This is a genomic window from Pseudomonas sp. BR20, from assembly GCF_050780135.1.
Lineage (GTDB): Bacteria > Pseudomonadota > Gammaproteobacteria > Pseudomonadales > Pseudomonadaceae > Aquipseudomonas.
Genome location: NZ_CP172012.1, coordinates 4,119,466 through 4,142,616 on the forward strand (window position 1 = coordinate 4,119,466; position 23,151 = coordinate 4,142,616).

Sequence of the window (23,151 nt, forward strand, 5' to 3'; positions counted from 1 at the left end):
GATCTCCTTAAAGGGGGGTGACTTGGCCGGGTTCAAATGCCGCATCGCTGCTGCCGACGCCATTGACCAACGGCGCGCCGAACTCGGCCTGGCTGATCTCGAACACATCGCCCGGTTGGGTACGTATACCATCGGCGAATGACAGCGTGGCGGTGCCGAAGAAGTGAATGTGCACATCGCCCGGCTTGAGGAACTGGCGGTATTTGAAGTGGTGGTACTCGAGGTTTTCCAGGCTGTGGCACATATTGGCCTCGCCACTGAGGAATTCGTTCCGCCAGATTTCCTCGCCGTTACGCAGGATGCGGCTGGTGCCGGCCAGGTGCTGGGGCAACTCGCCCACGCGCAGCTCGGGACCGTAGCTGCAACTGCGCAGCTTGGAATGGGCCAGGTACAGGTAGTTCTTGCGCTCCATGATGTGGTCGGAGAACTCGTTGCCCACTGCAAACCCCAGGCGATAGGGCTTGCTGTCCGGGCCGATCACATACAGGCCGCCGATTTCCGGTTCTTCACCGGCGTCTTCGGCAAACGGTGGCACCGGGAAGGCTTCGCCTGGGCGCACGACGATGCTGCCGTCGCCCTTGTAGAACCATTCCGGTTGCACGCCGGCCTGGCCGGCAGCGGGCTTGCCGCCCTCCACGCCCCATTTGAAGATGCGCATGGTGTCGGTCAAGGTGCTTTCATCGCCGGCCTGCTGGTGCATTTTGTCCCGCGCCGAGGCGCTGCCCAGATGGGTCAGGCCGGTGCCGCTGATGAGCATATGGGCCGGGTCCGGGTGATCCAACGGCGGCAAAATCTTCAGGTCGGCCAGCAGCGTGGCGTAGTCATGGCTGTCGCCCAGGCCCAGGCTCTCGACCTGCTGCTGCAACTGGACGCCCGCCTCGATGGCAGCCAGCGCCAGTTCGCGCACGCTGCGCGCGGTAAGCACTTCGCGCACTGTGGCGCCTTCTACAACGCCGACCCGGCGTTCACCGTTGCTTGACTCGAACTGAACTAAACGCATGAAACTTCTCCCAGATTAAGTACGTGTGGCGCCACGGGCGCTGGCGGCGAATTGATCGGCGGGCAGTACGTGCTTGCGCTCCAGCACGCGGTAGACCACGCCGGTCAAGACCAGCCCGAACACCATGACCGCGGACAGGAAGTACAAGCCCGAGGCGAGGTTGCCGGTGTATTCCTTGAGCGCACCGATCACGAACGGACCGATATAGCCGCCGAGGTTGCCCACCGAGTTGATCAAGGCAATGCCCGCCGCCGCACTGGCGCCGGCAAAGAAGCGCCCCGGCAAGGTCCAGAACACTGCGGTGCAGGAAAACAGCGCAAACGCCGCCAGGCACAGCGCGGCCATTTGCAGCACCGGCACACTCAGCCAGGCACTGAAGAACAGGCCGATGGCGCCCAGCACATAAAGCACCGCCAGGTGGCCGTAGCGATCATTCAGGCGGTCGGAACTGCGCGGGATGATCAGCAGGCCGATGATGCCGAAGATGTACGGCACGGCGGAGATAAAGCCGGTGACCAGGTCGGTGCCGCCAAACTGTTTGATCAGGGTCGGCAGCCATAGGCCGAGGCCATAGATGCTCAGGGTCACCGGCAGGTAGAACAGCGCCAGCAGCAACACGCGTTTGTCTTTTAGGGCATGCAGCGGGTTGCCGTGGCGGGTCTGGCCGTAGGCTTGCAGGTCTTTGTCCAGCTCACCGGTGAGCCAGGCCTTTTCGTCGTCGCTCATCCATTTGACCTGCTTGGGGCCATCCGGCAGGTAGCGCAGCACCGGCCAGGTGAGCAGGATCGCCGGGGTGCCGATCACGATGAACAGCCACTGCCAGCCATGCAGGCCGAGAATGCCGTCCATGCCCAGCAGGCCGCCGGACACGGGGCCGGTGATCATCATCGCAATCGGTTGGGAGAGGATGAACAGCCCGAGGATCTTGCCGCGATGGCGCACCGGGAACCATTGGGTGATGTAGTACAGGACGCCGGGAAAGAATCCGGCTTCGGCCGCGCCGAGCAGGAAGCGCATCACATAGAAGCTGTGCGGCCCTTGCACGAAGGCCATGCCGATAGTGATCGCGCCCCAGGTGATCATGATCCGCGCGAACCAACGCCGTGCGCCGAAGCGGTCGAGCATCAGGTTGCTGGGGATCTCGAAGAGGAAGTAGCCAATGAAGAACAATCCCGCGCCCAGGCCATAGGCCGCATCGCCGATACCGACGTCGGCGCCCATGTGCAGCTTGGCAAAACCCACGGCGGAGCGGTCCACGTAGGCGATCAGGTACAGCAGGATCAGGAAGGGAATCAGTTTCAGCGTGATGCGCCGAATAAGCCGCAGTTCCTGGCTCATGGGGGTCGATCTCCGATTGTTGTTCTTATAGAAGCTCGGGGGACGCCTCTCGCGAAAATCCGCCAGGGTCATACCTCAGTTAAGCCAGACTATATAGTAGGACTATTTACAAAACAACTCTTCCAAAGCATCGATTTTGCGCTTATGTTTAAGCACGCATAGAACATATAGTCATACAATAAGAGAATCGATCATGTCTGATAAAAAGCCCGGCCTACGCTCCGCCCAGTGGTTTGGTACCGCCGACAAAAACGGCTTTATGTACCGCAGCTGGATGAAGAACCAGGGCATTGCCGACCATCAGTTCCATGGCAAGCCGATCATCGGTATCTGCAATACCTGGTCGGAGCTGACCCCGTGCAACGCGCATTTCCGCCAGATCGCCGAGCACGTCAAACGGGGCGTGATCGAGGCCGGTGGCTTCCCGGTGGAATTCCCGGTGTTCTCCAACGGCGAATCCAACCTGCGCCCTACTGCCATGCTCACCCGCAACCTGGCGAGCATGGACGTGGAGGAAGCCATTCGCGGCAACCCGATTGACGGTGTGGTGCTGCTGACCGGCTGCGACAAGACCACCCCGGCCCTGCTGATGGGCGCCGCCAGTTGCGACGTGCCGGCCATCGTGGTCACGGGCGGGCCGATGCTCAACGGCAAGCACAAGGGCCAGGACATCGGCTCGGGCACCGTGGTGTGGCAGCTCAGTGAACAGGTCAAGGCCGGCACCATTACCCTGGATGATTTCCTCGCGGCCGAAGGCGGCATGTCGCGTTCGGCGGGCACCTGCAACACCATGGGCACGGCGTCGACCATGGCCTGCATGGCCGAGGCACTGGGCACTTCCCTGCCCCACAACGCGGCGATCCCGGCAGTGGATGCGCGCCGTTATGTATTGGCCCATATGTCCGGCATGCGTGCGGTGGAGATGGTGCGCGAAGACTTGAAGCTGTCGAAGATCCTCACCAAGGAAGCGTTTGAAAACGCCATCCGCGTGAACGCCGCCATCGGTGGTTCGACCAACGCCGTGATCCACTTGAAAGCCATCGCCGGGCGCATCGGCGTCGAGCTCGACCTGGACGACTGGACCCGCATCGGGCGTGGCATGCCGACCATCGTCGACCTGCAACCGTCCGGGCGCTTCCTGATGGAAGAGTTCTACTATGCCGGTGGCCTGCCCGCCGTGTTGCGTCGCCTCGGTGAAGCCAACCTGATCCCGCACCCGAATGCCCTGACCGTCAACGGCAAGACCCTGGGCGAGAACACCAAGGACTCGCCGATCTACGGCCAGGACGAAGTGATCCGCACCCTCGACAACCCGATCCGCGCCGACGGTGGCATCTGCGTACTGCGCGGCAACCTGGCGCCACTCGGTGCGGTGCTCAAGCCTTCGGCGGCCAGCGCCGAGCTGATGCAGCATCGCGGCCGTGCGGTGGTGTTCGAGAACTTCGACATGTACAAGGCGCGCATCAACGACCCGGAACTGGACGTGGACGCCAACTCGATCCTGGTCATGAAAAACTGCGGCCCCAAGGGTTACCCAGGCATGGCCGAAGTCGGCAACATGGGCTTGCCGGCCAAGCTGCTGGCCCAGGGCGTGACCGATATGGTGCGGATCTCCGATGCGCGCATGAGCGGCACCGCCTACGGCACGGTTGTGTTGCATGTGGCGCCGGAAGCCGCGGCCGGCGGACCGTTGGCCACGGTGAAGGAAGGTGACTGGATCGAACTCGACTGCGCCAATGGCCGCCTGCACCTGGACATCCCCGACGCAGAGCTGGCGGCGCGGATGGCCGACCTGAAGCCGCCGCAGAACCTGATCGTCGGCGGCTACCGCCAGTTGTACATCGACCATGTGCTGCAGGCCGACCAGGGTTGCGACTTTGACTTCCTGGTGGGTTGCCGTGGGGCTGAAGTCCCCCGGCATTCCCACTAATTGGGATGCTATGATGCCGCGAATTTAAGTCAGAGCATCCCTGTCGTTATGGATCACCAGCCGCCCAAGCCGCGCAAGAGCATGCATGCCCAGATCGTTCAGGACTTGGGCATGCACATCGTTTCAGGTCGCTTCAAGCCCGAAGAACGGCTGCCCATGGAGGCCACGCTCTGCGAGGAGTACAAGGTCAGTCGCTCGGTGTTGCGCGAGGCGACCCGGGTGCTCAGCGCCAAGGGCCTGGTGTATTCCAAGCCACGGGTGGGCGCGGTGGTGCGGCCGCGCTTGAAATGGCACCTGCTCGACCCGGACGTGTTGTCCTGGTTGATGCAGTCAACGCCCCACAGTGAATTCTTCAATACCTTGGCCGGTGTGCGGCGCATCCTCGAGCCGGAGATTGCCGCCATGGCGGCGACCACCGCCACCGATGAAGACATCGCCACCATCGAAAAAGCCTACCAGGGCATGGAAACCGCGCAGACCCACGAACAGCTGTTGCAGGCCGACCTGGACTTCCACCGCGCCATTGCCGACGCCACCCGCAACGACCTGCTCGCCTATATGTGCAACATGCTGTCGTTGCCGCTGCGCGAGTCGATCAACATCACCAACCGCCGCCCGGACATCCAGGGCCTGAGCCTGCCCCGGCACAAGGCGATCCTCACCGCGATCCAGAACCGCGACGCCCTCGGCGCCCGGCATGCGTCGCTGGTGCAGCTGGATGACACGCGGGTGGCGTTGGATACGGTGATGAATGTGCTCACGCCGTTGTAATGTAAACGCAATTAAATGTGGGAGGGGGCTTGCCCTCTCCCACATTGAAACTGTGCAGGCCGTTAGAGGGTGTAGGCGATGCCTACCTGCACCGTGCGCGGTTCGCCGGGGTAGGCGTATACGTTGCCAAACGCACCTTCTTCATAGTCGCGATTGAACAGGTTCTTCACGTCCAGGTTCAGCCGCACCTTATCGTTGACCTTGTAGTAGCTGAGCAGGTCGACCACGGTGTAGGCGTCCATCGAGAAGGCGTTGTTGGAGGTCTGCCCGGCCCGCTCATCCACATACTTGCCACCCGCGCCGAGGCCCAGGCCCTTGAGGGCGCCGTCCTGGAACTCGTAGACGTTGAGCAGGCTGAAGCTGTTGCGCGGGATGTTCAGCAAGCGCGTGCCGCTGCGCAGGGTGTTGTCCTTGGTCACTTCGGCGTCCACGTAGGCATAGCCACCGATCACACGCCACTCAGGGGTGAGGTTGCCCGCCACGTTCAAGTCGAAACCACGGCTGCGGACCTGGCCGGCGGCGACGCTGAAGGTTGAGTCGAGAGGGTCGGTGGTGAGCACGTTTTTCTTCTCGATCTGGTAGATCGCGGCGTCGACGCTGAGTTGACGGTCCAGGGCTTCCCACTTGATGCCCATCTCGTAGGATTTGCCTTTCTCCGGTTCAAAACCACCGCCCTGGCGACTGGCGCCGGTGTTGGGCTTGAACGAACGCGCGGCGTCAGCGTAGACCGCGACGGTGTCGGTGAGGTCGTAGATCACGCCGACGCGTGGGGTGACGGCGTTATCTGCGGCTTGCCAAGGTTTAACCCCGGTCACATAGCTTTCGTAATCATGCTCGAAACGCTCGAAACGCGCGCCCGCCAAGACTTTCAGGCGCTCGGTGAGAGCAACTTGATCCTGGACAAAGGCTGCATAGGTCTTGAGGTTTTCCTTGTCGTGGGTCGGCGTGCGTGTGAGGTTCGGGCGCGCCTGGCCGTAGACCGGGTTGAATATGTCGATGGGATAGCTACCCGCCAAGCCGCTGGAACGCTGGATAATCGACTTGTAGTCGTAGTCTTCGAACTCGACGCCGGTAAGCAAGGTGTGGTCGAAACCGCCGGTGGAGAAATGCCCGGTGAGGTTGAGCTGGGTGTCTTTATCGGTCCACTCCAGTTTGCGGTAGTTGAAGTTGCGGCTCAGGGTGCGACCGTCGGCGCCCAGGCTGTTGGCTTCAATGGCATTGCCTTGCAAGGTGCCGTCCAGCCACTGGAAACCACCGCCCAGGGTCCAGCTGTCATTGAGCAGGTGCTCGAAACGCAGCTGGGCCATGCTGTTGTCGTTGTGCAGTTTGCCGACGTCTTTTTCACCCCAGAAGGTGTCGCGCGAGGCGGTGCCTTTTTGATTGGGGTAGCGCGTCAGGCCCCGGTCCAGCGGGTGGTTGTTGCGCATGAAATCGCCTTCAAAGATCACCTTGGTGTCATCGCTGGCCTGCCAGGTGATCACCGGCGTCACGCCGTAGCGTTCGGTCTCGACATGATCACGGAAGGTGTCACCGCCCTCGCCCACCACGTTCAGGCGATAGGCCAGGCGACCTTGTTCGTCCAGCGGGCCGGAGGCGTCGAGGGTGGCGCGTTGCATGCCCTGGTCATCCAGCTGACTGCCGAGGGTCACGGTCGGCTCAGCCAGCGGTTGCTTGGACACCACGTTGAAGGTGCCGCCGGGATCGCCACGGCCATACAGCATGGTTGCCGGGCCGCGCAGCACTTCGAGGCGTTCGATGGTGTTGGCATCCGGCATGTTCGGGTAGCCACGGTTGATCGGGAAACCGTTGCGGTAGAACTCGCCGGTGGTGAAGCCACGTACGGTGAAGGTGGTGAGCCCCTGCCCGCCGAAGTTGTTGGCACGACCCACGCCGCCGGCGTAGTCCAGTGCGTCCTGCAAGCGGGTGGCGCCGATGTCTTCGACCACATCCTTGGACACGACACTGATCGACTGCGGGGTTTCATGAATCGAGGTGTCGGTGCGCGTCGCACTCGCCGAACGTGTGGCGTGGTAGCCCTTGACCGGCCCTTGCGCCGTCTCGTAGTCCGCCTCGCCCGTGACATTGGTGGCCTGCAGCTCAAGACTGGCCTTGTCGGCAGGGATAACCTCTGCCCAGGTAAAAGGCGAAAACGCCTGAAGCACACAGAGGGAAATCAAGGTACGACGCATGGATGTTGAACCTAGTGAAAGAGCCAGAAGGGGCGGCAAACCTGCCAAGAATTCGCGGCGCATGGTATATCAATGAATTCTCGTTTGATATCTATTCTCATTCGTTGTTTTTTGAGCATCCGTTTTGTATCAATGCCGAGACGAAAAAAAGCCACTCAATTGAGTGGCCTATAGACTGCCTGGCTTACCTTAGCGATAGCGTTCCAGCCAATGGGCGTAAGGCGCCGGCAAGGTCCAGGAGGATTTCTCCACGCCCAGTTCCTTGGCCGCAAAGTACGCCCAATGCGGGTCCGCCAGGTGCGCACGACCGACCGAGACCAGGTCCAGGTGCCCAGACTGCAACGCGCCTTCTGCCAGTTGCGGCGTGCCAAAGCCCCAGGCCGAGGTCACCGGGATGCCCGCTTCGCGGCGCACGCGCTCGGCGATCGGGCCCATGAAGGCCGGGCCCCACGGGATATTGGTGTCGGGAATGGTAAAACCGACGCTGACGCTCAGCAGGTCCAGGCCGCCAGCCTTGAAGTTGCGGGCCAGTTCGATGGATTCGGTGAGGGTCTGCTCGTCACGGCCGTCGTATTCGATCACGCCAAAACGCGCGGTCAGCGGCAGGTTCTCTGGCCAGACTTCGCGCACGGCGGCCAGGGTTTCCAGGAGGAAACGGCTGCGGTTGTCGAAGCTGCCACCGTAGGCGTCGGTGCGCTGGTTGGAATGCTCGGAAAAGAAGCTCTGGCCCAGGTAGCCATGGGCGAAGTGCAGTTCGATCCACTCGAAACCGGCGTCGCGGGCACGGCGGGCGGCGTCGACGAAGTCCTGCTTGACCCGAGCGATGTCGTCCAGGGTCATGGCGCGTGGCACTTGCGGCAGGTTGGCACCGAAGGCGATGGCCGACGGCGCGATGGTTTCCCAGCTGCGCGCATCAGAGGCAGGCATGTGGTCATCCCCTTCCCACGGGCGGTTGGCGCTGGCTTTGCGACCGGCATGACCGATCTGGATGCCTGGCACCGAGCCGGCGGCCTTGATGGCCTTGACCATGGGCACGAACGCTGCGGCGTGGGCGTCGCTCCAGATACCGGCGCAACCTGGGGTGATGCGCCCCTCAGGCGCTACAGCGGTGGCTTCGACCACCAGCAAACCGGCGCCGCCACGCGCCATACCGGCCAGGTGCACGAGGTGCCAGTCGTTGACGATGCCGTCATCGGCCATGTATTGGCACATGGGCGGGATGGCGATGCGATTGCGCAGGGTGACGTCTTTGAGTTTGAACGGTTCGAACAAAGCGGGCATTGAGAACTCCGGGAGCGAGTGGATGATTCGATAGTTCGATGGTAATCGAACTATGGTATTCGATGATACCCCCCTGTTATGATTCGTTTCATGCGAGCCTTTAAACACCCTCCCCTTGAAGACCTGACCCTGGAGCGTCTGCTGTACGCCCTGAGTGACCCGGTGCGCCTGGAAATCGTGCGCTGCCTGGCCGGTGTGCCCGAAGCCACCTGCGGCGAACTGGACGGCGGGCGCCCCAAGTCCAGTATGTCCCACCACTTCCGGGTCCTGCGCGATGCCGGCCTGGTACACACCCGCAGCGTGGGCACCACCCATATGAATTCATTGCGCGGCGATGTGCTTGAGGAACGGTTTCCGGGGTTGTTGCAGAGCATCCTGGCGCAACAATAAAACCCGGATCAGTCCAGCAGCGCGATCAGCCGCGACTCGATCGCCATCTCCCGCACCTCCAGCACCGCCAGCGTCACCGGCAACGTGAAGCGCCGCCGCCCTGCACTGCCGGGGTTCACATACAGCGTTGCGCCCCGCCATTCGATCAGGGGCTTGTGCGAATGGCCGGTGATCACCAGCCGCGTAGACGTATCGAGTAATGCAGGTACGTCGGCGATGTCATGCACCACCAGCGTCCGCCATCCACCCACATCCAGCATCAGATAGTCGGGCACCTGCTGTGCCCACGGCGCGTCCTGGTCATTGTTGCCGCGCACCACGTGCAGGGGCGCGATCTGTGCCAATTGCTGAAGAATCTCAGGGCTGCCGATATCACCGGCATGGATGATCTGTTCACATCCCTGCAACGCCGCCACGGCTTCAGGCCGCAGCAGGCCATGGGTATCGGAAATCACGCCAACTCTGGACATCGCGGTCCTATTTTTCGGATGAAGGCGCAGCGAGCGCCTGCGCTCTATAGGTTGTGTAAATCTTTTGAACCTCAGGATTATCAAGACTTTCGTAGGTAATCATTTCCTTATCAAGCCCATCCAGACCTTTTAGGCCACCTATCATTCCTGGCCATTCATCACGATGTGCAATATCGACCACGAAGGGTTGCAGGTAATCATTCAGATGCCCTTTAAACGGCTCCTTAATTTCCGCACTGAGTGCCTGAAGATAATCATCCTTGTTGGTTTTTGACCATTCAATGGCGAACTTGGCTCGATAACAAAGTTCCATGAAAACAAGCAGAATCGTGCGCCCATTGCCATCGAGAAAAGGATGCGCAAATGCCAACTGGCCCATGACGTCACCAGGGCGATCCCTGAAGCGCTTCTTGTTCGACGCCAGTTCAAATGCATAGTCGACGGAGAGCTTGATCGATGCCGGATGCTCAAACGGGGTATGGTGTGGATCGTCTTGAGAACCTTTGAAAACGGCAAGATGTGGAACAAGCTCAGTTCGATCCTTACCCGCCCAGTGATAAAAATCAGAGAACAGGAGCTCGTGCACTTTGAGTACGGACGAGTAATCGATACTTTTTTTTTGAGCCAAGTATCGAAGCGCGTCTTCCATGCTCAGTTCGAACGATAGATGCTCTGACTCTTTTACTTCGATGGGATCTTTAAGCTGTAGAGCATTTTGAAGGTACCCAGCGGTCTCAAAATCGCCGAAGGGATCAAAATTCATGCGCTTAACTTCTTCTTGGAGCGCCGCTTCTCTTGGAGGTAGCTGCCCTGAAGCGCCAGGGTTTCCGATTTGCTCAGAACACCCTTCCTCTTGAGATTGACCAACAACTGCTCCACACCATCCAACTCGACCACATCGCCAGCCAGGCTAGTAATCGCAGCAGCCATTCGGCTTATGCCATCACGCTCAGCTGTAACGTGATGAGCCCTGGCCAGGCGGCGCACGTGGCTGGCGATACTGATATCGGCTGTTTTAGTCATCTGAAATCCCTCAATTAGCTTCCAGAGCATAGCATGGTGCCCTCCTTCCACCTCAACCGAAGCGCACGCCGCTTAAACGTTTCTGGTTCAGGGCGAACCTTCCCCGCAAGCCGGCGTCCGAGCTAAGGCACTCCATGGCAGACCGGCGCGCCATCCAAATACACGCGGTCTTTACCGTTGCCCTTGGCGGCGTAGAGATTGCGGTCGGCACGCTTGAGGACCGCCGACATATCGTCTCCGGCCATAAAGCGCGTCATGCCCGCACTGCAGGTGTAGTGATGGGGCGGTGCGACACTGTGGCGAATCCCATGCAACAGCCGCAGCGCAAAATCGCTGGCGACATCAGGGTCATCGCCCACCAGCAGCACCCCGAATTCTTCGCCGCCAATCCTGCCGAAACTGTGGCTGCCTGGGGTGGATTTAAGGCAAGCGGCCATGGCGCAGAGAATCCTGTCGCCGACGTCATGGCCGAACTGGTCATTCTTCAATTTGAAACTGTCGATATCCAGCATCATGAAGTAGCCGGTATCACCGGCCGCAATCAGTTTGGCGAAGCTCTCCATAAAGGCCCGCCGATTCAGGATGGAAGTCAAGTAATCGGTCTCGGCCAACTCCCGAAACTCACTCTCCACCAGTAACACGGAACGCAGGTTCTTCAGGTAGTAGACATTCAAGATAAAGCCGATCGCCACCGACGCGGCGCAAAAGATAAACACGTAGATATCGACGCCTTCGTAAAGGCTCATCTGAATGCTGGGCCATGTCAGTAACCAGACCAAGGCGGCGCAGACCAGAAAATCCTGAACCACGATAAACAGGATTGCGCTGCTCATCACCAATGTCACGGCCAGCGGCAAGGCGAATACCTGCAGCTCGGGACGGGTGTGAACCACATAGGCAAAACCCGCGGACAGCAGCACCATGTAGGCCACGCCCAGTGCCCGCCACAGCACATACCGACTCACCGCCCGGTGAACCCTATACACCACGCACAGCCCCATCGTGACCAGCACGACCGGCCAGCCGAACCTCCCCCCGCGATCAACCAGCAACACCGCCAGCCAGGCGAAAATCCCGATCAGTTCGGCCTGGGCAATGGCGGGCGACAACAGCCTTTGCATTCGTGGCCTGAGTTTCACATTAGCCGGCATCCCGTCACTCCCTGTGTTTGAGTGGCCGCTTTGTTATCGGCATGACTCAGTTGAAGACTGTGCAGACAGGTCGCAAACGAATACGCCATGAAGCGTCTTACCAACACCATAAAAGGTGGCAGGACTTCAAGCAGTGTCTTGGAATGAATCTTGAAATAGCCCCGGTCGGCCCCCTCTTGCACTAAGCGAATAACATGGGTCTTGGACACCGAGAGTTGCTCTGCGATGGAAAGGTAGGACGAAGACCTGAAGCTTGCCCCCTGGTTATCCAGCGCACACGCATCGTTATAGATCGCCAACATCAACATATGCCCTGCATCACGCTTTACCAGCCAATAACAATCAGGCATCAACAGGTCAATGGTCACGTTATGGGACAGAAGGACCGAAAACCCTTTGAAATAACGTGCCAGGTAAGCGCGATCATCCAACCCATTCATTGAGCTGCAAACCGCGGTTTGCGGGCACATCACGCCCAGCGGCTCGACCACGGACGTGAGCATCAGCCGGATCTCCTCGCAGGCTTGGGATGACGGGCTGAATACCCGCAAACGGCTGTCATCCGCATGCCTCGACACCGTCATGAACCCCAACGCCCTGAACAGCAGGAAGATCGACTCCAGGCTGTTCCTGGAACAGAACCCACGCGCCATACAAAACTCTTTCACCTCGGACAGTAATGGCACCGGCTTGGAGAAATACGTGCTCAATAACGTAAAGGACACCATCAAGCGACTGAACTTCAGTGCGGTCTTATAGAAAAACGGTCTTTTTGAATAGGACTCCAACAAAATCGAATAATGGGTACGAATACACGCTTCAAAATCCACATGGCGCTCAAACGCCCGCGCCGACTGTTCCATCGCCAACTTCAACGAACCACTGCACATGAGAAAGAGCCCTGATAAAACAACTTGGATTCACTGATCTCAATTGCAGCACCGATAATGGCGTTTCGCCTTGAGCGCAATCTATCGTGATTAGCGCAGGGGACATCGTCGCTACCAAAATTGTTCCAGAAAACTCACGCGGCTTAACCGTTTCAGTCAGCGCTGCGAACCTTCCCTGCAAGCCGACGTCCGAGCTAAGGCACTGTTGCTTACCGCTCGCCGCGAGGTTGTCGTTTGAAAGCCGCCATCATCAAAAAGTACCGCCTGATCATCAAGACCATGGGCTATGTGGGCTGGTCGTTGTTCTGGCTGTTGCTGTGGGACGTCGCCGTCACCGTAGACTTCATGCTGTTCCTCACCGCCAAGATCAACTTGCCGCTGATGCCCCTTACCCTGCTGGGCTCGGCACTGATCGTGCTCATCAGTTTTCGCAACAGCAGCGCCTATAACCGCTGGTGGGAGGCACGCACGCTGTGGGGGGCGATGGTCAACAACTCCCGCAGCTTTGCCCGGCAGGTATTAACCCTGCTGGACGATCCCGACGGCGAAGTGAACCCGGTCAAGGCCACCCTGCTGCGCCGCCATGTGGCGTATGTGAATTGCCTGGCCGCGCACCTCAAGGGCGAACCGTGCCCTGATGAAGTACGCGCCTTTATCCCCTCCGAGGAATTCGCCCGCAACGGCGCCACCAATAACTTTGCCAATGACATCCTCACCGGCTCGGCGGCGTTGCTGGCCAAGGAATACAAGGCCGGGCACCTGGACAGCATTCGCCTGGCGCGGCTGGAGTCGACCCTGGTGGATTTGTCCAACGCCCAGGGCGGCATGGAGCGGATCGCCAACACGCCACTGCCCTACCCTTACGTGTATTTCCCCCGCCTGTTCATTTCGCTGTTCTGCCTGATCGTGCCGGTGGGCCTGGTGGAATCCCTGGGCTGGTTCACTCCGCTGGCGTCCACCGTTGTGGGTTTTATGCTGCTGGCCATCGAGCGTATCGGCACCGACCTGCAAAGTCCGTTCCGCTCCAGCGAACACCAGATCCAAATGGAAGCCATCTGCGAAACCATCGAGAAAAACCTGCAGTCGATGCAGCGTGATGCGCTGGGTGGCGAGCGCATCGGATAAACATGCCCTTCGGCCTAAAGTGCGTGCTCCCGCAGTCGATACAAAGGGAGTACGCATGGGCTACATCCCCTCAAAACAACACATGCGACGCTCGACGCCACTGTTTTCTCCTTGCCAAAAATATAAATACCCGCGGGTGAAGTCATGAATATCAAGCAAAAGTTGACCTGGGCGTTTGCCGCTATCGCGTGCCTGCCAGTCATCCTGGTGGCCGTTATGGTTGTGCTGAACTTGCGCGAGGGGGCCCTGGCCAATTTCCTCGACAGCAGCGGTCGCGAGATCCGTCAGATCGACAACGGCATGAAGCAGTTTTTCGATGGCATCAGCCAGAACGTCGACTTCGTGGCCAAGGACCCGCGCGTCGTCGCCGCCAAGGACCTCAAGAGCTACGCCGGCGCTGACGCCGCGCAAATCCCCCTGACCCAGACCAACAAAGACCTGCTGGCGATTTTCGATCAGTTCGCCAAAAGCCACCCGAGCACCGCCTACTTGTCTTTGGGCCTCGCCGACGGTGGTTACGCCAGTTGGCCTGACGACACCAAACTGAACAACTACGACCCGCGCGTACGCCCCTGGTATAAGGCCGCCATTGCCGCGCCGGGCGCCACCGTGCGCACGGGCGCTTATTACTGGGCACCGGACGACGTGGTGCTGATCGGCACCGTGCACACCGTCGCCGACGCTACCGGCAACATCCTCGGCGTGGTCGGCCTGGACGTGTCGCTCAAGCAGCTCACCGAGCTGGTACGCAACATCAAGCTGGGCGACAGCGGCTACCTGATGCTGGTGGAAGCCAACGGCAACGTGCTGGTGGACCCCAGCGACGCCAAGCACAACTTCAAGCCGATGGCCGACCTGGGCCCCAACTACGCCGAACTGGCCAAGCGCGGCGACGGCGTGACCCAAATCGACATCGACGGCGTGGCCTACATGGCCAACGTGGTCAGCTCCAAGGATCTGGGCTGGCGCTTTATCGGCCTGATCAAGCGCGATGAAGTCATGGCCGACGCCACCCGCCTCACCTGGTTGATCGCCGCGATTGCCGCCGCCCTGGCCGTGGTATTCGCGATTGTCGGCGCCAGCTTTGCCAGCATGATCGTGCGCCCGATTCGCGGGGTGGCCGACGGCCTGCAAGAAATTGCTGAAGGCGAAGGCGACCTGACGCGCCAACTCAAAGTGCAAGGCAAGGACGAAACCGCCAGCCTGGCCGGCTGGTTCAACCAGTTCCTGAGCATGATCGCGCAACTGGTGCAGCGCATCGGCAATGCCTCTTCCGACCTGCAAACCGCCGCCGCCGACACCAGCGAAGTCGCCAACAACATGAACCAGGCCGCCGGTCGCCAGCGTGAAGCCGTGGAGCTGGTGAGCACCGCGTTCAACGAAATGGTGGCCACCGCCAACGAAGTCGCGCGCTCCTGCAGCGCCGCCGCCGCGAGTGCCGACGAAGGCTACCGCGACGTGCACAATGGCCAGCAGCATATCGGCGAAGCCACCGGCAGCGTGCTCAAGCTCAGCGAAGACCTGCAAAAGTCGACCCAGACCATGCAGTTGCTGGAGCAGGACAGCCAAAACATCAACACCATCCTCGACACCATCCGCTCGATCGCCGAACAGACCAACCTGCTGGCGCTCAACGCGGCGATTGAAGCCGCACGCGCCGGTGACCAGGGCCGAGGTTTTGCCGTGGTGGCCGACGAAGTCCGCGCCCTGGCGCGCCGCACTGCCGACTCCACCGGTGAAATCGACAGCCTGCTGGGCAACCTCGCCCGCCGCACCCAGGAAGTCACCCAGCAGATGCAGGGCAGCCTGCTGGTGTCCCACACCAGCGTGGAACGCATCCAGCAGGCCCGCGACAGCTTCGACAAGATCCAAGGCTCGGTGGACTCGATCCGCGACCAGAACACCCAGATCGCCACGGCCGCTGAAGAACAGCACCAGGTGGCAGAGGAGATCAACCGCCACATCGCGCAGATCCATGCCGATGCGCAACTGGTCGAAGGCTTTGCCCACTCGGCGCAGACCGGATCAGGTCGGTTGACGGATATTTCCGGTCAGCTCAAGGGGTTGGTGGGCCGCTTCAAGTTCTGACCGTTGTCACACCGAAGCCTTAATGCCCAACCCCAAGGACACGGCCGCCGACGGCAGCACCCTGATGATTCCCGAGCAACGTCGCGAACAAATCCTGCGGCAGTTGCGCAAACATCAGGTGATGAGCGTGCCCCAGTAGATGGAGATGCTCGCCTGCTCGCACATGACCGTGCGCCGTGATATTGCACTGCTGGAGCAGGAAGGCCAGGCGGACTCCGTCACCGGCGGGGTCCAGTCCAGCGCGGCCAGGGATTCCTCGACCGCCTCTGCGACCGGCGTGGTGCGCGACTTGAGGGCGATGACGACGGCGTCGTCATCCAGCCCGTCCGCGACTTCGCGCAGGCCCAGGGCCAGGGCTTCGGCGGACGCCGCGATGTGCACACCCGCGAGCAACTGGTTATGGACGTCGCCCAGGCGATGGACCTTGCCGGCCATGCCCGCCAGCCCCCCCATCGACCTTGGCATAGGCCGCCTGCTGGCCAGAGGTCATCATGGTCATCTCACCGGCGGCGGCCATCTACGCCGGTGACGCGCACGCCACCCCGCCTTCGCCGACGAACTGCTGGGTGACGGCCTCGCGTACATCACAGGCATGCACATTGAAACCTGCGCGCAACAGCGAGCGGGCAATGCCCAGCCCCACCGCGCCCAGACCGATCACACCGACAATCTTATTTATCGTCTCACCCCACGCAAACTCATTTGCGGCGCTTGTGCTTTGCGTATTATGGTATACCATCATACGCAATCCACTCCCCACACCTGATGGAGCCGCTCATGAGTTTCGAAATCCGCAAGATCGTCAGCTACGTAGAAGAAACCTTTATCGAAGGCGGCAAGGCCGCAGACACCCCGGTGAAAATGGTCGGCCTCGCCGTGGTGCTGAAGAATCCATGGCTGGGTCGTGGCTTCGTCGAAGACCTCAAGCCGGAAATCCGGGCCAACTGCTCCGACCTCGGCGCGCTGATGGTCGAGCGCCTGGTGGGCATCATTGGCGGCGCCGAAAACATCGAGGCGTATGGCAAAGCCGCCGTGGTCGGTGCCGATGGCGAGATCGAACACGCCAGCGCGATCATCCACACCCTGCGCTTCGGCAATCACTACCGTGAAGCGGTCAAGGCCAAAAGCTACTTGAGCTTCACCAACAAGCGCGGCGGTCCGGGCACCTCGATCCAGATCCCGATGATGCACAAGGACGACGAAGGCCTGCGTTCGCACTACATCACCCTGGAAATGCACATCGAAGATGCGCCGCGTGCCGATGAAATCGTCGTGGTATTGGGCTGCGCCGATGGCGGCCGCCTGCACCCTCGTATCGGCAACCGCTATATCGACCTGGAAGAGCTGGCCGCTGAAAACGCCCAGTAAGCAAGACCGGCCAACACAAAAAGCATGCAGGAGCGCTCCATGATTCGGCTCACCGCTGAACGCACCCCGGCTGGCACCAGTTATCTGGCGACCGGCCAAGGCCAGCCTGTGGTTTTGATCCACGGCGTGGGCCTGAATAAAGAAATGTGGGGCGGGCAAGTCGTTGGCCTGGCCACGAATTACCGCGTGATCAGCTATGACATGCTCGGTCATGGCGCCAGCCCGCGCCCGGCCGCCGGCACGCCGCTGCTGGGGTATGCCGACCAGTTGCTGGAGCTGCTCGACCACCTGCAACTGCCCCAGGCCACGGTGATCGGTTTTTCCATGGGCGGCCTGGTCGCCCGGGCGTTTGCCCTGCACTACCCCGAGCGCCTCAAATCCCTGGTAGTGCTCAACAGTGTGTTCAACCGCAGCCCCGAACAGCGTGCCGGCGTGATCGCACGCACCGCCCAGGCCGCCGAACACGGCCCGGATGCGAATGCCGAAGCCGCGCTGTCGCGCTGGTTCAGCCGTGAATACCAGGCGGCCAACCCGGCGCAGATCGCCGCCCTGCGTGAAACCCTGGCGGGCAACGACCCCCAGGGCTACCTGACCACCTACGAACTGTTTGCGACCCAGGACATGTACCGCGCCGACGACCTCAAAGGTCTGCGCGTACCGACCCTGGTCGCCACCGGCGAACTCGACCCCGGTTCAACCCCGGAAATGGCCCGGCAACTGGCCGATCGTATTCCCGGCGCCACCGTTGCGGTGCTGGCCGAGCAACGGCATATGATGCCGGTAGAATCGCCACGCCTGGTCAACCAGCTGCTGCTGGGCTTCCTCGACACGGTGTACGCCCAAAACAATCCAATCAAGGGGATCGTTGCATGACACTCGCACGCTTCCAGATGTGCATCGGCGGTGAATGGGTCGATGCCCTGTCCGGCAAGACTTTCGACAGCCTCAACCCGGCGCTGGCCGAACCCTGGGCGCAACTGCCCGACGCCGACGAAGCCGACGTGGAGCGCGCCGTGCAGGCCGCGCAAAACGCCTTCGACAGCCCGGCCTGGCGTGGCCTCACCGCCACCGCACGGGGCAAATTGCTGCGCCGCCTGGGCGACCTGATCGCCGAGAACAAGGAACAACTGGCCCAACTGGAAAGCCGCGACAACGGCAAGTTGATCCGCGAAACCCGTGGCCAGGTCAGCTACCTGCCGGAGTTTTTCCACTACACCGCCGGCCTGGCCGACAAGCTCGAAGGCGGCACCCTGCCGCTGGACAAGCCCGACCTGTTCGCCTACACCGTGCACGAAGCCATGGGCGTGGTCGCCGCGATCATTCCGTGGAACAGCCCGCTGTACCTGACCGCGATCAAACTCGCGCCGGCCCTGGCGGCGGGCAATACCATCGTGATCAAGCCGTCGGAGCACGCCTCGGCGACCATCCTCGAGCTCGCGCGCCTGGCCCTCGAAGCCGGGATCCCGCCGGGCGTGGTCAACGTGGTCACCGGCTACGGCCCCAGCACCGGCGCCGCCCTCACCCGCCACCCACTGGTGCGCAAGATCGCCTTCACCGGCGGCGCGGCCACGGCCCGCCATGTGGTGCGCAGCAGCGCGGAGAACTTCGCCAAGCTGTCCCTGGAACTGGGCGGCAAATCGCCGAATATCATCTTTGCCGACGCCGACCTCGACAGTGCCATCAATGGCGCGATTGCCGGCATCTATGCGGCATCCGGGCAGAGCTGCGTGTCCGGCTCGCGCCTGCTGGTGCAGGATGAGATCTACGACGAATTCGTCGAGCGCCTGGTGGCGCGCGCCGAGCGCATCCGCATCGGCAACCCCCAGGACGACGCCAGCGAAATGGGGCCTATGGCCACCGCGCAGCAACTGGCCGTGGTCGAACGCCTGGTGGCGGACGCCATCGCCGAAGGCGCGCGCCTGCGCACCGGCGGCAAGCGCCCGCAGAACCTCGGTGAAGGCTGGTTCTACGAGCCGACCTTGTTCGAGTGCGACAGCAACTCGATGAAGATCATGCAGGAAGAAGTGTTCGGCCCGGTGGCCTCGGTCATCCGTTTCAAGGACGAAGCCGAAGCGCTGGCCATCGCCAACGACTCGCAGTTCGGCCTCGCCGCCGGCATCTGGACCCGCGACCTCGGCCGCGCCCACCGCCTGGCGCGGGACGTGCGCTCGGGGATCATCTGGGTCAACACCTACCGGGCCGTGTCGGCAATGGCGCCCATCGGCGGCTTCAAGAACAGCGGCTACGGACGTGAAAGCGGCATCGATTCGGTGCTCGCCTACACCGAGCTGAAGACGGTGTGGATCAACCTCTCCCAGGCGCCCATGCCTGATCCTTTCGTGATGCGTTAAGAGACCCCGACCATGATCGAACCCGGCATTTACAAAGACGTCATGAGCTCATTCCCCTCCGGGGTCACGGTGGTCACCACCCTCGACCCGGACGGCGGCATCGTCGGCATTACCGCCAGTGCGTTCAGCGCGCTGTCGATCGACCCGGCGCTGGTGCTGTTCTGCCCTAACTATGCGTCGGACACCTACCCGATCCTGCGCGACAGCAAGCGCTTCGCGATCCACTTGCTGTCCGCCGACCAGACCGCCGAGGCCTATGCTTTCGCCAGCAAGGGCAAGGAAAAGGCCAAGGGCATCGAGTGGCACCTGAGCGAGTTGGGCAACCCGCTGCTGGCCAAGGCCACGGCGATCATCGAGTGCGAGCTGTGGCGCGAATACGACGGCGGCGATCACGCGATCATCGTCGGTGCGGTAAAGAACCTGATCCTGCCCAAGGAGCCGGTCACGCCGATGATCTACCACAAGGGCAAGCTGGGCCCGCTGCCGGCGCTGGCCTGAGGCGCGCGGGGGCCGTGAGGGTTTGTCGCTTAAGGAACGCAGCATGATAAACTTGGGCACGATTTTCGGCCCTCAATCGGCCCCGGCCGGCCGAGGCCTCCAGTTAACCGCTAAATTCAGAGCAGACCCCATGAAACGCGCGCCCCTCGACGACAGCTTCAAGGTCAATCACAACCCGGTCACCCTGCGCGAAATCGTGCTGGAAAAACTGCGCAGCGCCATCATGAACTTCCAACTGCTGCCCGGTGACCGCCTGGTGGAGCGCGACCTGTGCGACCGCCTCGGCGTCAGCCGCACCTCGGTACGCGAAGCCTTGCGTCACCTGGAGTCCGAAGGCCTGGTGGAATTCGCCGATGCCAAGGGCCCGCAGGTGGCGATCATTACCCTGGCCGACGCCGTCGACATCTATGAACTGCGGTGCGTGCTCGAAGGCTTGATCGTGCAATTGTTCACCCTGCGCGCCAAGGCCAAGGACATCAAGGCCCTGGAAAAAGCCCTGGAAGAAAACCGCAAGGCCCTCAAGGACGGTGAGCTGCAGCAGGTCATCGACTCGGTCCAGGGCTTCTACGACGTGCTGCTCGAAGGTTCCGGCAACCATGTGGCGGCCACCCAGTTGCGCCAGTTGCAGGCCCGCATCAGCTACCTGCGCGCCACCTCGGTGTCCCAGGAAAACCGTCGCGGCACCAGTAACCAGGAAATGGAACGCATGGTCCAGGCGATCAAGAGCGGCGACCCGCTGGCGGCCCACCAGGCCTGCGTCGATCACGTGCGTGCTGCGGCCGCCGTGGCCCTGGACTACCTCAAGCGCAAACAGGAAGAAACCGGCAAGATCCCGGAAATCACCCTGCCCATCGCACTCAAAGAACCGCGCATAGGTCACTGACCTTGGCCAGCCCCAGCTTTTGCCCGACATGCGGCGGCAGTGACCTCGGTCACCAGCTGCCACCGGGCGATACCCATGAGCGCCTGATGTGCCGGGGCTGCGGCTATATCCACTACATCAATCCCAAGATCATCGCCGGCTGCATCATCGAGCAGGACGGCAAATACCTGCTGTGCCAACGGGCGATCCCGCCCCGCCCGGGCACCTGGACCTTGCCTGCCGGCTTTATGGAAGGTGGCGAAACCACTGAGCAGGCGGCGTTGCGTGAAGTCTGGGAAGAAAGCGGCGTACGTGCCGAGATCCTCTCGCCCTACTCGATCTTCAGCGTGCCGAAAATCAGCGAGGTGTACATCATCTTCCGCGCCATCGCGCTGGAGATCACCGGCCAGTTCGGCCCGGAGACCCTCGACTACAAGTTCTTCGCGCCCGAGGACATTCCCTGGGACAGCATCTACTACCCGGCGATCCGGCAGATCCTCGAACGGTATATCGAGGAACGCCAGGCTGGGGTGTATGGCATCTATATCGGCAATGACGACAGCGGCAAGATCCACTTCATCCGCTGATCTTCAGGTAAACCGGGTCCAAATGTGGGAGGGGGCTTGCTCCCGATGGCGGTAGTTCAGTCACTTCATGTATTGACTGACATACTGCTATCGGGAGCAAGCCCCCTCCCACATTTGAATCGGTTTATACCTGAAAAATCAGGGCGCCAACCCTTCCACAATGATGATCTGCGCCACCCCCGCCCCTTCACGGTGCGTCTTCGCCTCCTGATATTCAGCGGACTCATAACACGCCACCGCCTGCTCATAGCTCTCAAACTCAATCACCACATTACGCTGCCGTGCCGGCCCGCCTTCCATCGCTTCACTGCGCCCGCCCCTGGCCAGGAACCGTCCGCCAAACTTTGCGAACGCCGCCGGCGCGCGCTGGGTGTACTGCGTGTATTGCTCCGCATCGGACACATCCACATGGGCAATCCAGTAGGCCTTCATCGTGACATCCTCTTGTTGAGTTTTTGTGGTATACCATAATACATACAACCAACAAATCGAGCACTCTCCATGTCCTTCAACAGCATCGCAGACATCATCGAAGACTACCGCCAAGGCAAGATGGTGCTCCTGGTGGACGACGAAGACCGGGAAAACGAAGGCGACCTGTTGCTGCCTGCGGCCTGCTGCACCGCCGAGACTATCAGTTTCATGGCCCGCGAAGCCCGTGGCCTGATCTGCCTGACCCTCACCGACGAACACTGCCAGCGCCTGGGCCTGGAACAGATGGTGCCGAGCAATGGCAGCGTGTTCAGCACCGCGTTTACCGTGTCCATCGAAGCCGCCAGCGGCGTGACTACCGGCATCTCCGCCGCCGACCGCGCACGCACCGTGGCAGCGGCCGTCGACAGCAATGCCGGGCCGGCCGACATCGTGCAGCCGGGGCATATCTTCCCGTTGCGCGCCAAGGACGGCGGCGTGTTGACGCGCGCCGGCCACACCGAAGCCGGCTGCGACCTGGCGCGCCTGGCCGGGCACACCCCGGCCTCGGTGATCGTCGAAGTGATGAACGACGACGGCACCATGGCCCGCCGCCCCGACCTGGAAATCTTCGCGCGCAGGCACGGCATCAAGATCGGTACCATCGCCGACCTGATCCACTACCGCCTCAGCACCGAACGCACCGTGGTGCGCATCGGTGAACGCGACCTGCCGACGGTGCACGGCACATTCCGCCTGATCACCTTTGAAGACCGCATCGACGGCGGCGTGCACATGGCCATGGTGATGGGCCAGTTGCACCGCGATACCCCGGCGCTGGTGCGCGTGCATGTGATCGACCCGCTGCGCGACCTGGTCGGTGCCGACTACAGCGGCCCGTCCAACTGGACGCTGTGGGCGGCCTTGCAACGTGTCGCCGCTGAAGGCAGTGGCGTAGTGGTGGTGCTGGCCAACCATGAATCGTCCCAGGCCCTGCTGGAACGCGTGCCGCAACTGACGCAGGCACCGCGCCAGTTCAACCGTTCGCAGTCGCGCATCTATTCCGAAGTGGGCACCGGGGCGCAGATCTTGCAGGACCTCGGCGTCGGCAAGCTGCGTCACCTCGGCCCGCCCCTCAAATACGCCGGGTTGACTGGCTACGACCTGGAGGTGGTCGAGAGCATTCCCTTCACCGAATGACGGATAACCGGTAAGGCAAAATGCTTGCACAAAGTTTGGAATACCATAATATGATATTCCATAGACCGAACGCTTCTGCCAAGTGCGCCCGCCAGGGAGAGCACCAATAACAGCCCTTGGCACGGTCGCCTTTTGGGGTCTCGATTAGACGCCCCCGATGGACCTACTGCTCCCGATAGGCGGGCATTACCAAGCCCGCTCAATAACAAAACAAATGAGGGCGTGAAA

At 61.4% G+C, this 23,151-nt stretch carries 21 protein-coding genes and 4 pseudogenes; 14 read left to right on the forward strand and 11 right to left on the reverse strand.

What is annotated here, in order from left to right:
• Positions 1–7 precede the first annotated feature (7 nt).
• Positions 8–1,000, reverse strand: a complete 993-nt coding sequence (gene araD1, locus ACHPFG_RS18780) for an AraD1 family protein (protein WP_431700114.1) — start codon at positions 998–1,000, stop codon at positions 8–10.
• A 15-nt stretch (positions 1,001–1,015) separates the two neighbouring features.
• Entirely contained in the window at positions 1,016–2,338 is a 1,323-nt protein-coding gene (locus tag ACHPFG_RS18785; protein ID WP_131698749.1) for an MFS transporter, read from the reverse strand.
• A 193-nt stretch (positions 2,339–2,531) separates the two neighbouring features.
• On the opposite strand from ACHPFG_RS18785, the gene ACHPFG_RS18790 reads away from it, so the two are divergent.
• Together ACHPFG_RS18790 and ACHPFG_RS18795 are read left to right on the forward strand one after the other, a co-directional pair.
• Complete coding sequence (locus tag ACHPFG_RS18790; RefSeq protein ID WP_027603618.1) at positions 2,532–4,268, forward strand: IlvD/Edd family dehydratase; 1,737 nt, start codon at positions 2,532–2,534, stop codon at positions 4,266–4,268.
• Between the two features lie 48 nt (positions 4,269–4,316).
• A complete protein-coding gene (locus ACHPFG_RS18795) occupies positions 4,317–5,039 on the forward strand; it encodes a FadR/GntR family transcriptional regulator (RefSeq protein WP_065926379.1) in 723 nt (240 codons plus the stop codon).
• Positions 5,040–5,101: 62 nt separating this feature from the next.
• Here the strand turns inward: ACHPFG_RS18795 and ACHPFG_RS18800 are convergent, their stop codons facing one another.
• On the reverse strand, positions 5,102–7,228 hold the full coding sequence (locus ACHPFG_RS18800) for a TonB-dependent siderophore receptor (RefSeq protein ID WP_431700115.1): 2,127 nt from the start codon (positions 7,226–7,228) through the stop codon (positions 5,102–5,104).
• Between the two features lie 189 nt (positions 7,229–7,417).
• A complete protein-coding gene (locus ACHPFG_RS18805) occupies positions 7,418–8,509 on the reverse strand; it encodes an NADH:flavin oxidoreductase/NADH oxidase (protein ID WP_431700116.1) in 1,092 nt (363 codons plus the stop codon).
• Positions 8,510–8,587: 78 nt separating this feature from the next.
• On the opposite strand from ACHPFG_RS18805, the gene ACHPFG_RS18810 reads away from it, so the two are divergent.
• A complete protein-coding gene (locus tag ACHPFG_RS18810; protein ID WP_093546722.1) occupies positions 8,588–8,899 on the forward strand; it encodes an ArsR/SmtB family transcription factor in 312 nt (103 codons plus the stop codon).
• An 8-nt stretch (positions 8,900–8,907) separates the two neighbouring features.
• Here ACHPFG_RS18810 and ACHPFG_RS18815 read toward each other — a convergent pair whose 3' ends face one another.
• From ACHPFG_RS18815 to ACHPFG_RS18835, 5 genes are all read right to left on the reverse strand, one after another.
• On the reverse strand, positions 8,908–9,369 hold the full coding sequence (locus tag ACHPFG_RS18815) for a metallophosphoesterase family protein (RefSeq protein ID WP_431700117.1): 462 nt from the start codon (positions 9,367–9,369) through the stop codon (positions 8,908–8,910).
• Between the two features lie 7 nt (positions 9,370–9,376).
• Positions 9,377–10,132: a Fic/DOC family protein gene (locus ACHPFG_RS18820; RefSeq protein WP_431700118.1), complete on the reverse strand. Its 756-nt coding sequence runs from the start codon at positions 10,130–10,132 to the stop codon at positions 9,377–9,379.
• Complete coding sequence (locus ACHPFG_RS18825) at positions 10,129–10,392, reverse strand: hypothetical protein (protein ID WP_201144007.1); 264 nt, start codon at positions 10,390–10,392, stop codon at positions 10,129–10,131. The genes ACHPFG_RS18820 and ACHPFG_RS18825 overlap by 4 nt, the downstream gene beginning before the upstream one ends.
• A 122-nt stretch (positions 10,393–10,514) precedes the next feature.
• The gene (locus tag ACHPFG_RS18830) at positions 10,515–11,543 is read right to left on the reverse strand and encodes a GGDEF domain-containing protein (RefSeq protein ID WP_431700119.1); all 1,029 of its coding nucleotides are present in this window, start codon (positions 11,541–11,543) and stop codon (positions 10,515–10,517) included.
• Positions 11,528–12,406 carry a hypothetical protein gene (locus ACHPFG_RS18835; RefSeq protein WP_431700120.1) on the reverse strand — a complete coding sequence of 293 codons (879 nt, stop codon included), beginning with the start codon at positions 12,404–12,406 and terminating at the stop codon, positions 11,528–11,530. Before ACHPFG_RS18835 ends, ACHPFG_RS18830 begins: the two co-directional genes overlap by 16 nt.
• A gap of 261 nt (positions 12,407–12,667) precedes the next feature.
• Between ACHPFG_RS18835 and ACHPFG_RS18840 the strand changes: the two genes are divergently transcribed.
• The 4 genes and pseudogenes from ACHPFG_RS18840 to ACHPFG_RS18855 form a co-directional block, all read left to right on the forward strand.
• On the forward strand, positions 12,668–13,558 hold the full coding sequence (locus ACHPFG_RS18840; protein WP_259244928.1) for a bestrophin family protein: 891 nt from the start codon (positions 12,668–12,670) through the stop codon (positions 13,556–13,558).
• 300 nt (positions 13,559–13,858) lie between these two features.
• Positions 13,859–14,782 (forward strand): annotated as a pseudogene (locus ACHPFG_RS18845) (HAMP domain-containing protein); the annotation flags it as partial.
• A gap of 348 nt (positions 14,783–15,130) precedes the next feature.
• Positions 15,131–15,646, forward strand: a pseudogene (locus ACHPFG_RS18850) (methyl-accepting chemotaxis protein); the annotation flags it as partial.
• A 22-nt stretch (positions 15,647–15,668) separates the two neighbouring features.
• Positions 15,669–15,938, forward strand: a pseudogene (locus ACHPFG_RS18855) (DeoR family transcriptional regulator); the annotation flags it as partial.
• Positions 15,939–15,949: 11 nt separating this feature from the next.
• Here ACHPFG_RS18855 and ACHPFG_RS18860 read toward each other — a convergent pair.
• Positions 15,950–16,325 (reverse strand): annotated as a pseudogene (locus ACHPFG_RS18860) (NAD(P)-binding domain-containing protein); the annotation flags it as partial.
• Between the two features lie 98 nt (positions 16,326–16,423).
• On the opposite strand from ACHPFG_RS18860, the gene ACHPFG_RS18865 reads away from it, so the two are divergent.
• The 6 genes from ACHPFG_RS18865 to ACHPFG_RS18890 all read left to right on the forward strand — a co-directional run bounded on the left by ACHPFG_RS18865 (position 16,424) and on the right by ACHPFG_RS18890 (position 21,312).
• A complete protein-coding gene (locus ACHPFG_RS18865) occupies positions 16,424–17,014 on the forward strand; it encodes an amino acid synthesis family protein (RefSeq protein WP_431700121.1) in 591 nt (196 codons plus the stop codon).
• A 39-nt stretch (positions 17,015–17,053) separates the two neighbouring features.
• On the forward strand, positions 17,054–17,887 hold the full coding sequence (locus tag ACHPFG_RS18870) for an alpha/beta fold hydrolase (protein ID WP_131698763.1): 834 nt from the start codon (positions 17,054–17,056) through the stop codon (positions 17,885–17,887).
• The gene (locus tag ACHPFG_RS18875; RefSeq protein WP_431700122.1) at positions 17,884–19,365 is read left to right on the forward strand and encodes an aldehyde dehydrogenase; all 1,482 of its coding nucleotides are present in this window, start codon (positions 17,884–17,886) and stop codon (positions 19,363–19,365) included. Before ACHPFG_RS18870 ends, ACHPFG_RS18875 begins: the two co-directional genes overlap by 4 nt.
• Before the next feature lie 12 nt (positions 19,366–19,377).
• A complete protein-coding gene (locus ACHPFG_RS18880) occupies positions 19,378–19,863 on the forward strand; it encodes a flavin reductase family protein (protein WP_053139508.1) in 486 nt (161 codons plus the stop codon).
• Positions 19,864–19,993: 130 nt separating this feature from the next.
• Positions 19,994–20,746 (forward strand): GntR family transcriptional regulator, encoded by a 753-nt coding sequence (locus ACHPFG_RS18885; protein ID WP_027603600.1) that lies wholly within the window; start codon positions 19,994–19,996, stop codon positions 20,744–20,746.
• Positions 20,747–20,748: 2 nt separating this feature from the next.
• On the forward strand, positions 20,749–21,312 hold the full coding sequence (locus ACHPFG_RS18890; RefSeq protein ID WP_131698765.1) for an NUDIX hydrolase: 564 nt from the start codon (positions 20,749–20,751) through the stop codon (positions 21,310–21,312).
• A 138-nt stretch (positions 21,313–21,450) separates the two neighbouring features.
• Here the strand turns inward: ACHPFG_RS18890 and ACHPFG_RS18895 are convergent, their stop codons facing one another.
• Complete coding sequence (locus ACHPFG_RS18895; protein ID WP_431700123.1) at positions 21,451–21,744, reverse strand: DUF1330 domain-containing protein; 294 nt, start codon at positions 21,742–21,744, stop codon at positions 21,451–21,453.
• Between the two features lie 69 nt (positions 21,745–21,813).
• Here ACHPFG_RS18895 and ribBA point away from each other — a divergent pair, with 69 nt between their 5' ends.
• Complete coding sequence (gene ribBA, locus ACHPFG_RS18900; RefSeq protein WP_184746033.1) at positions 21,814–22,923, forward strand: bifunctional 3,4-dihydroxy-2-butanone-4-phosphate synthase/GTP cyclohydrolase II; 1,110 nt, start codon at positions 21,814–21,816, stop codon at positions 22,921–22,923.
• Positions 22,924–23,151 lie beyond the last annotated feature (228 nt).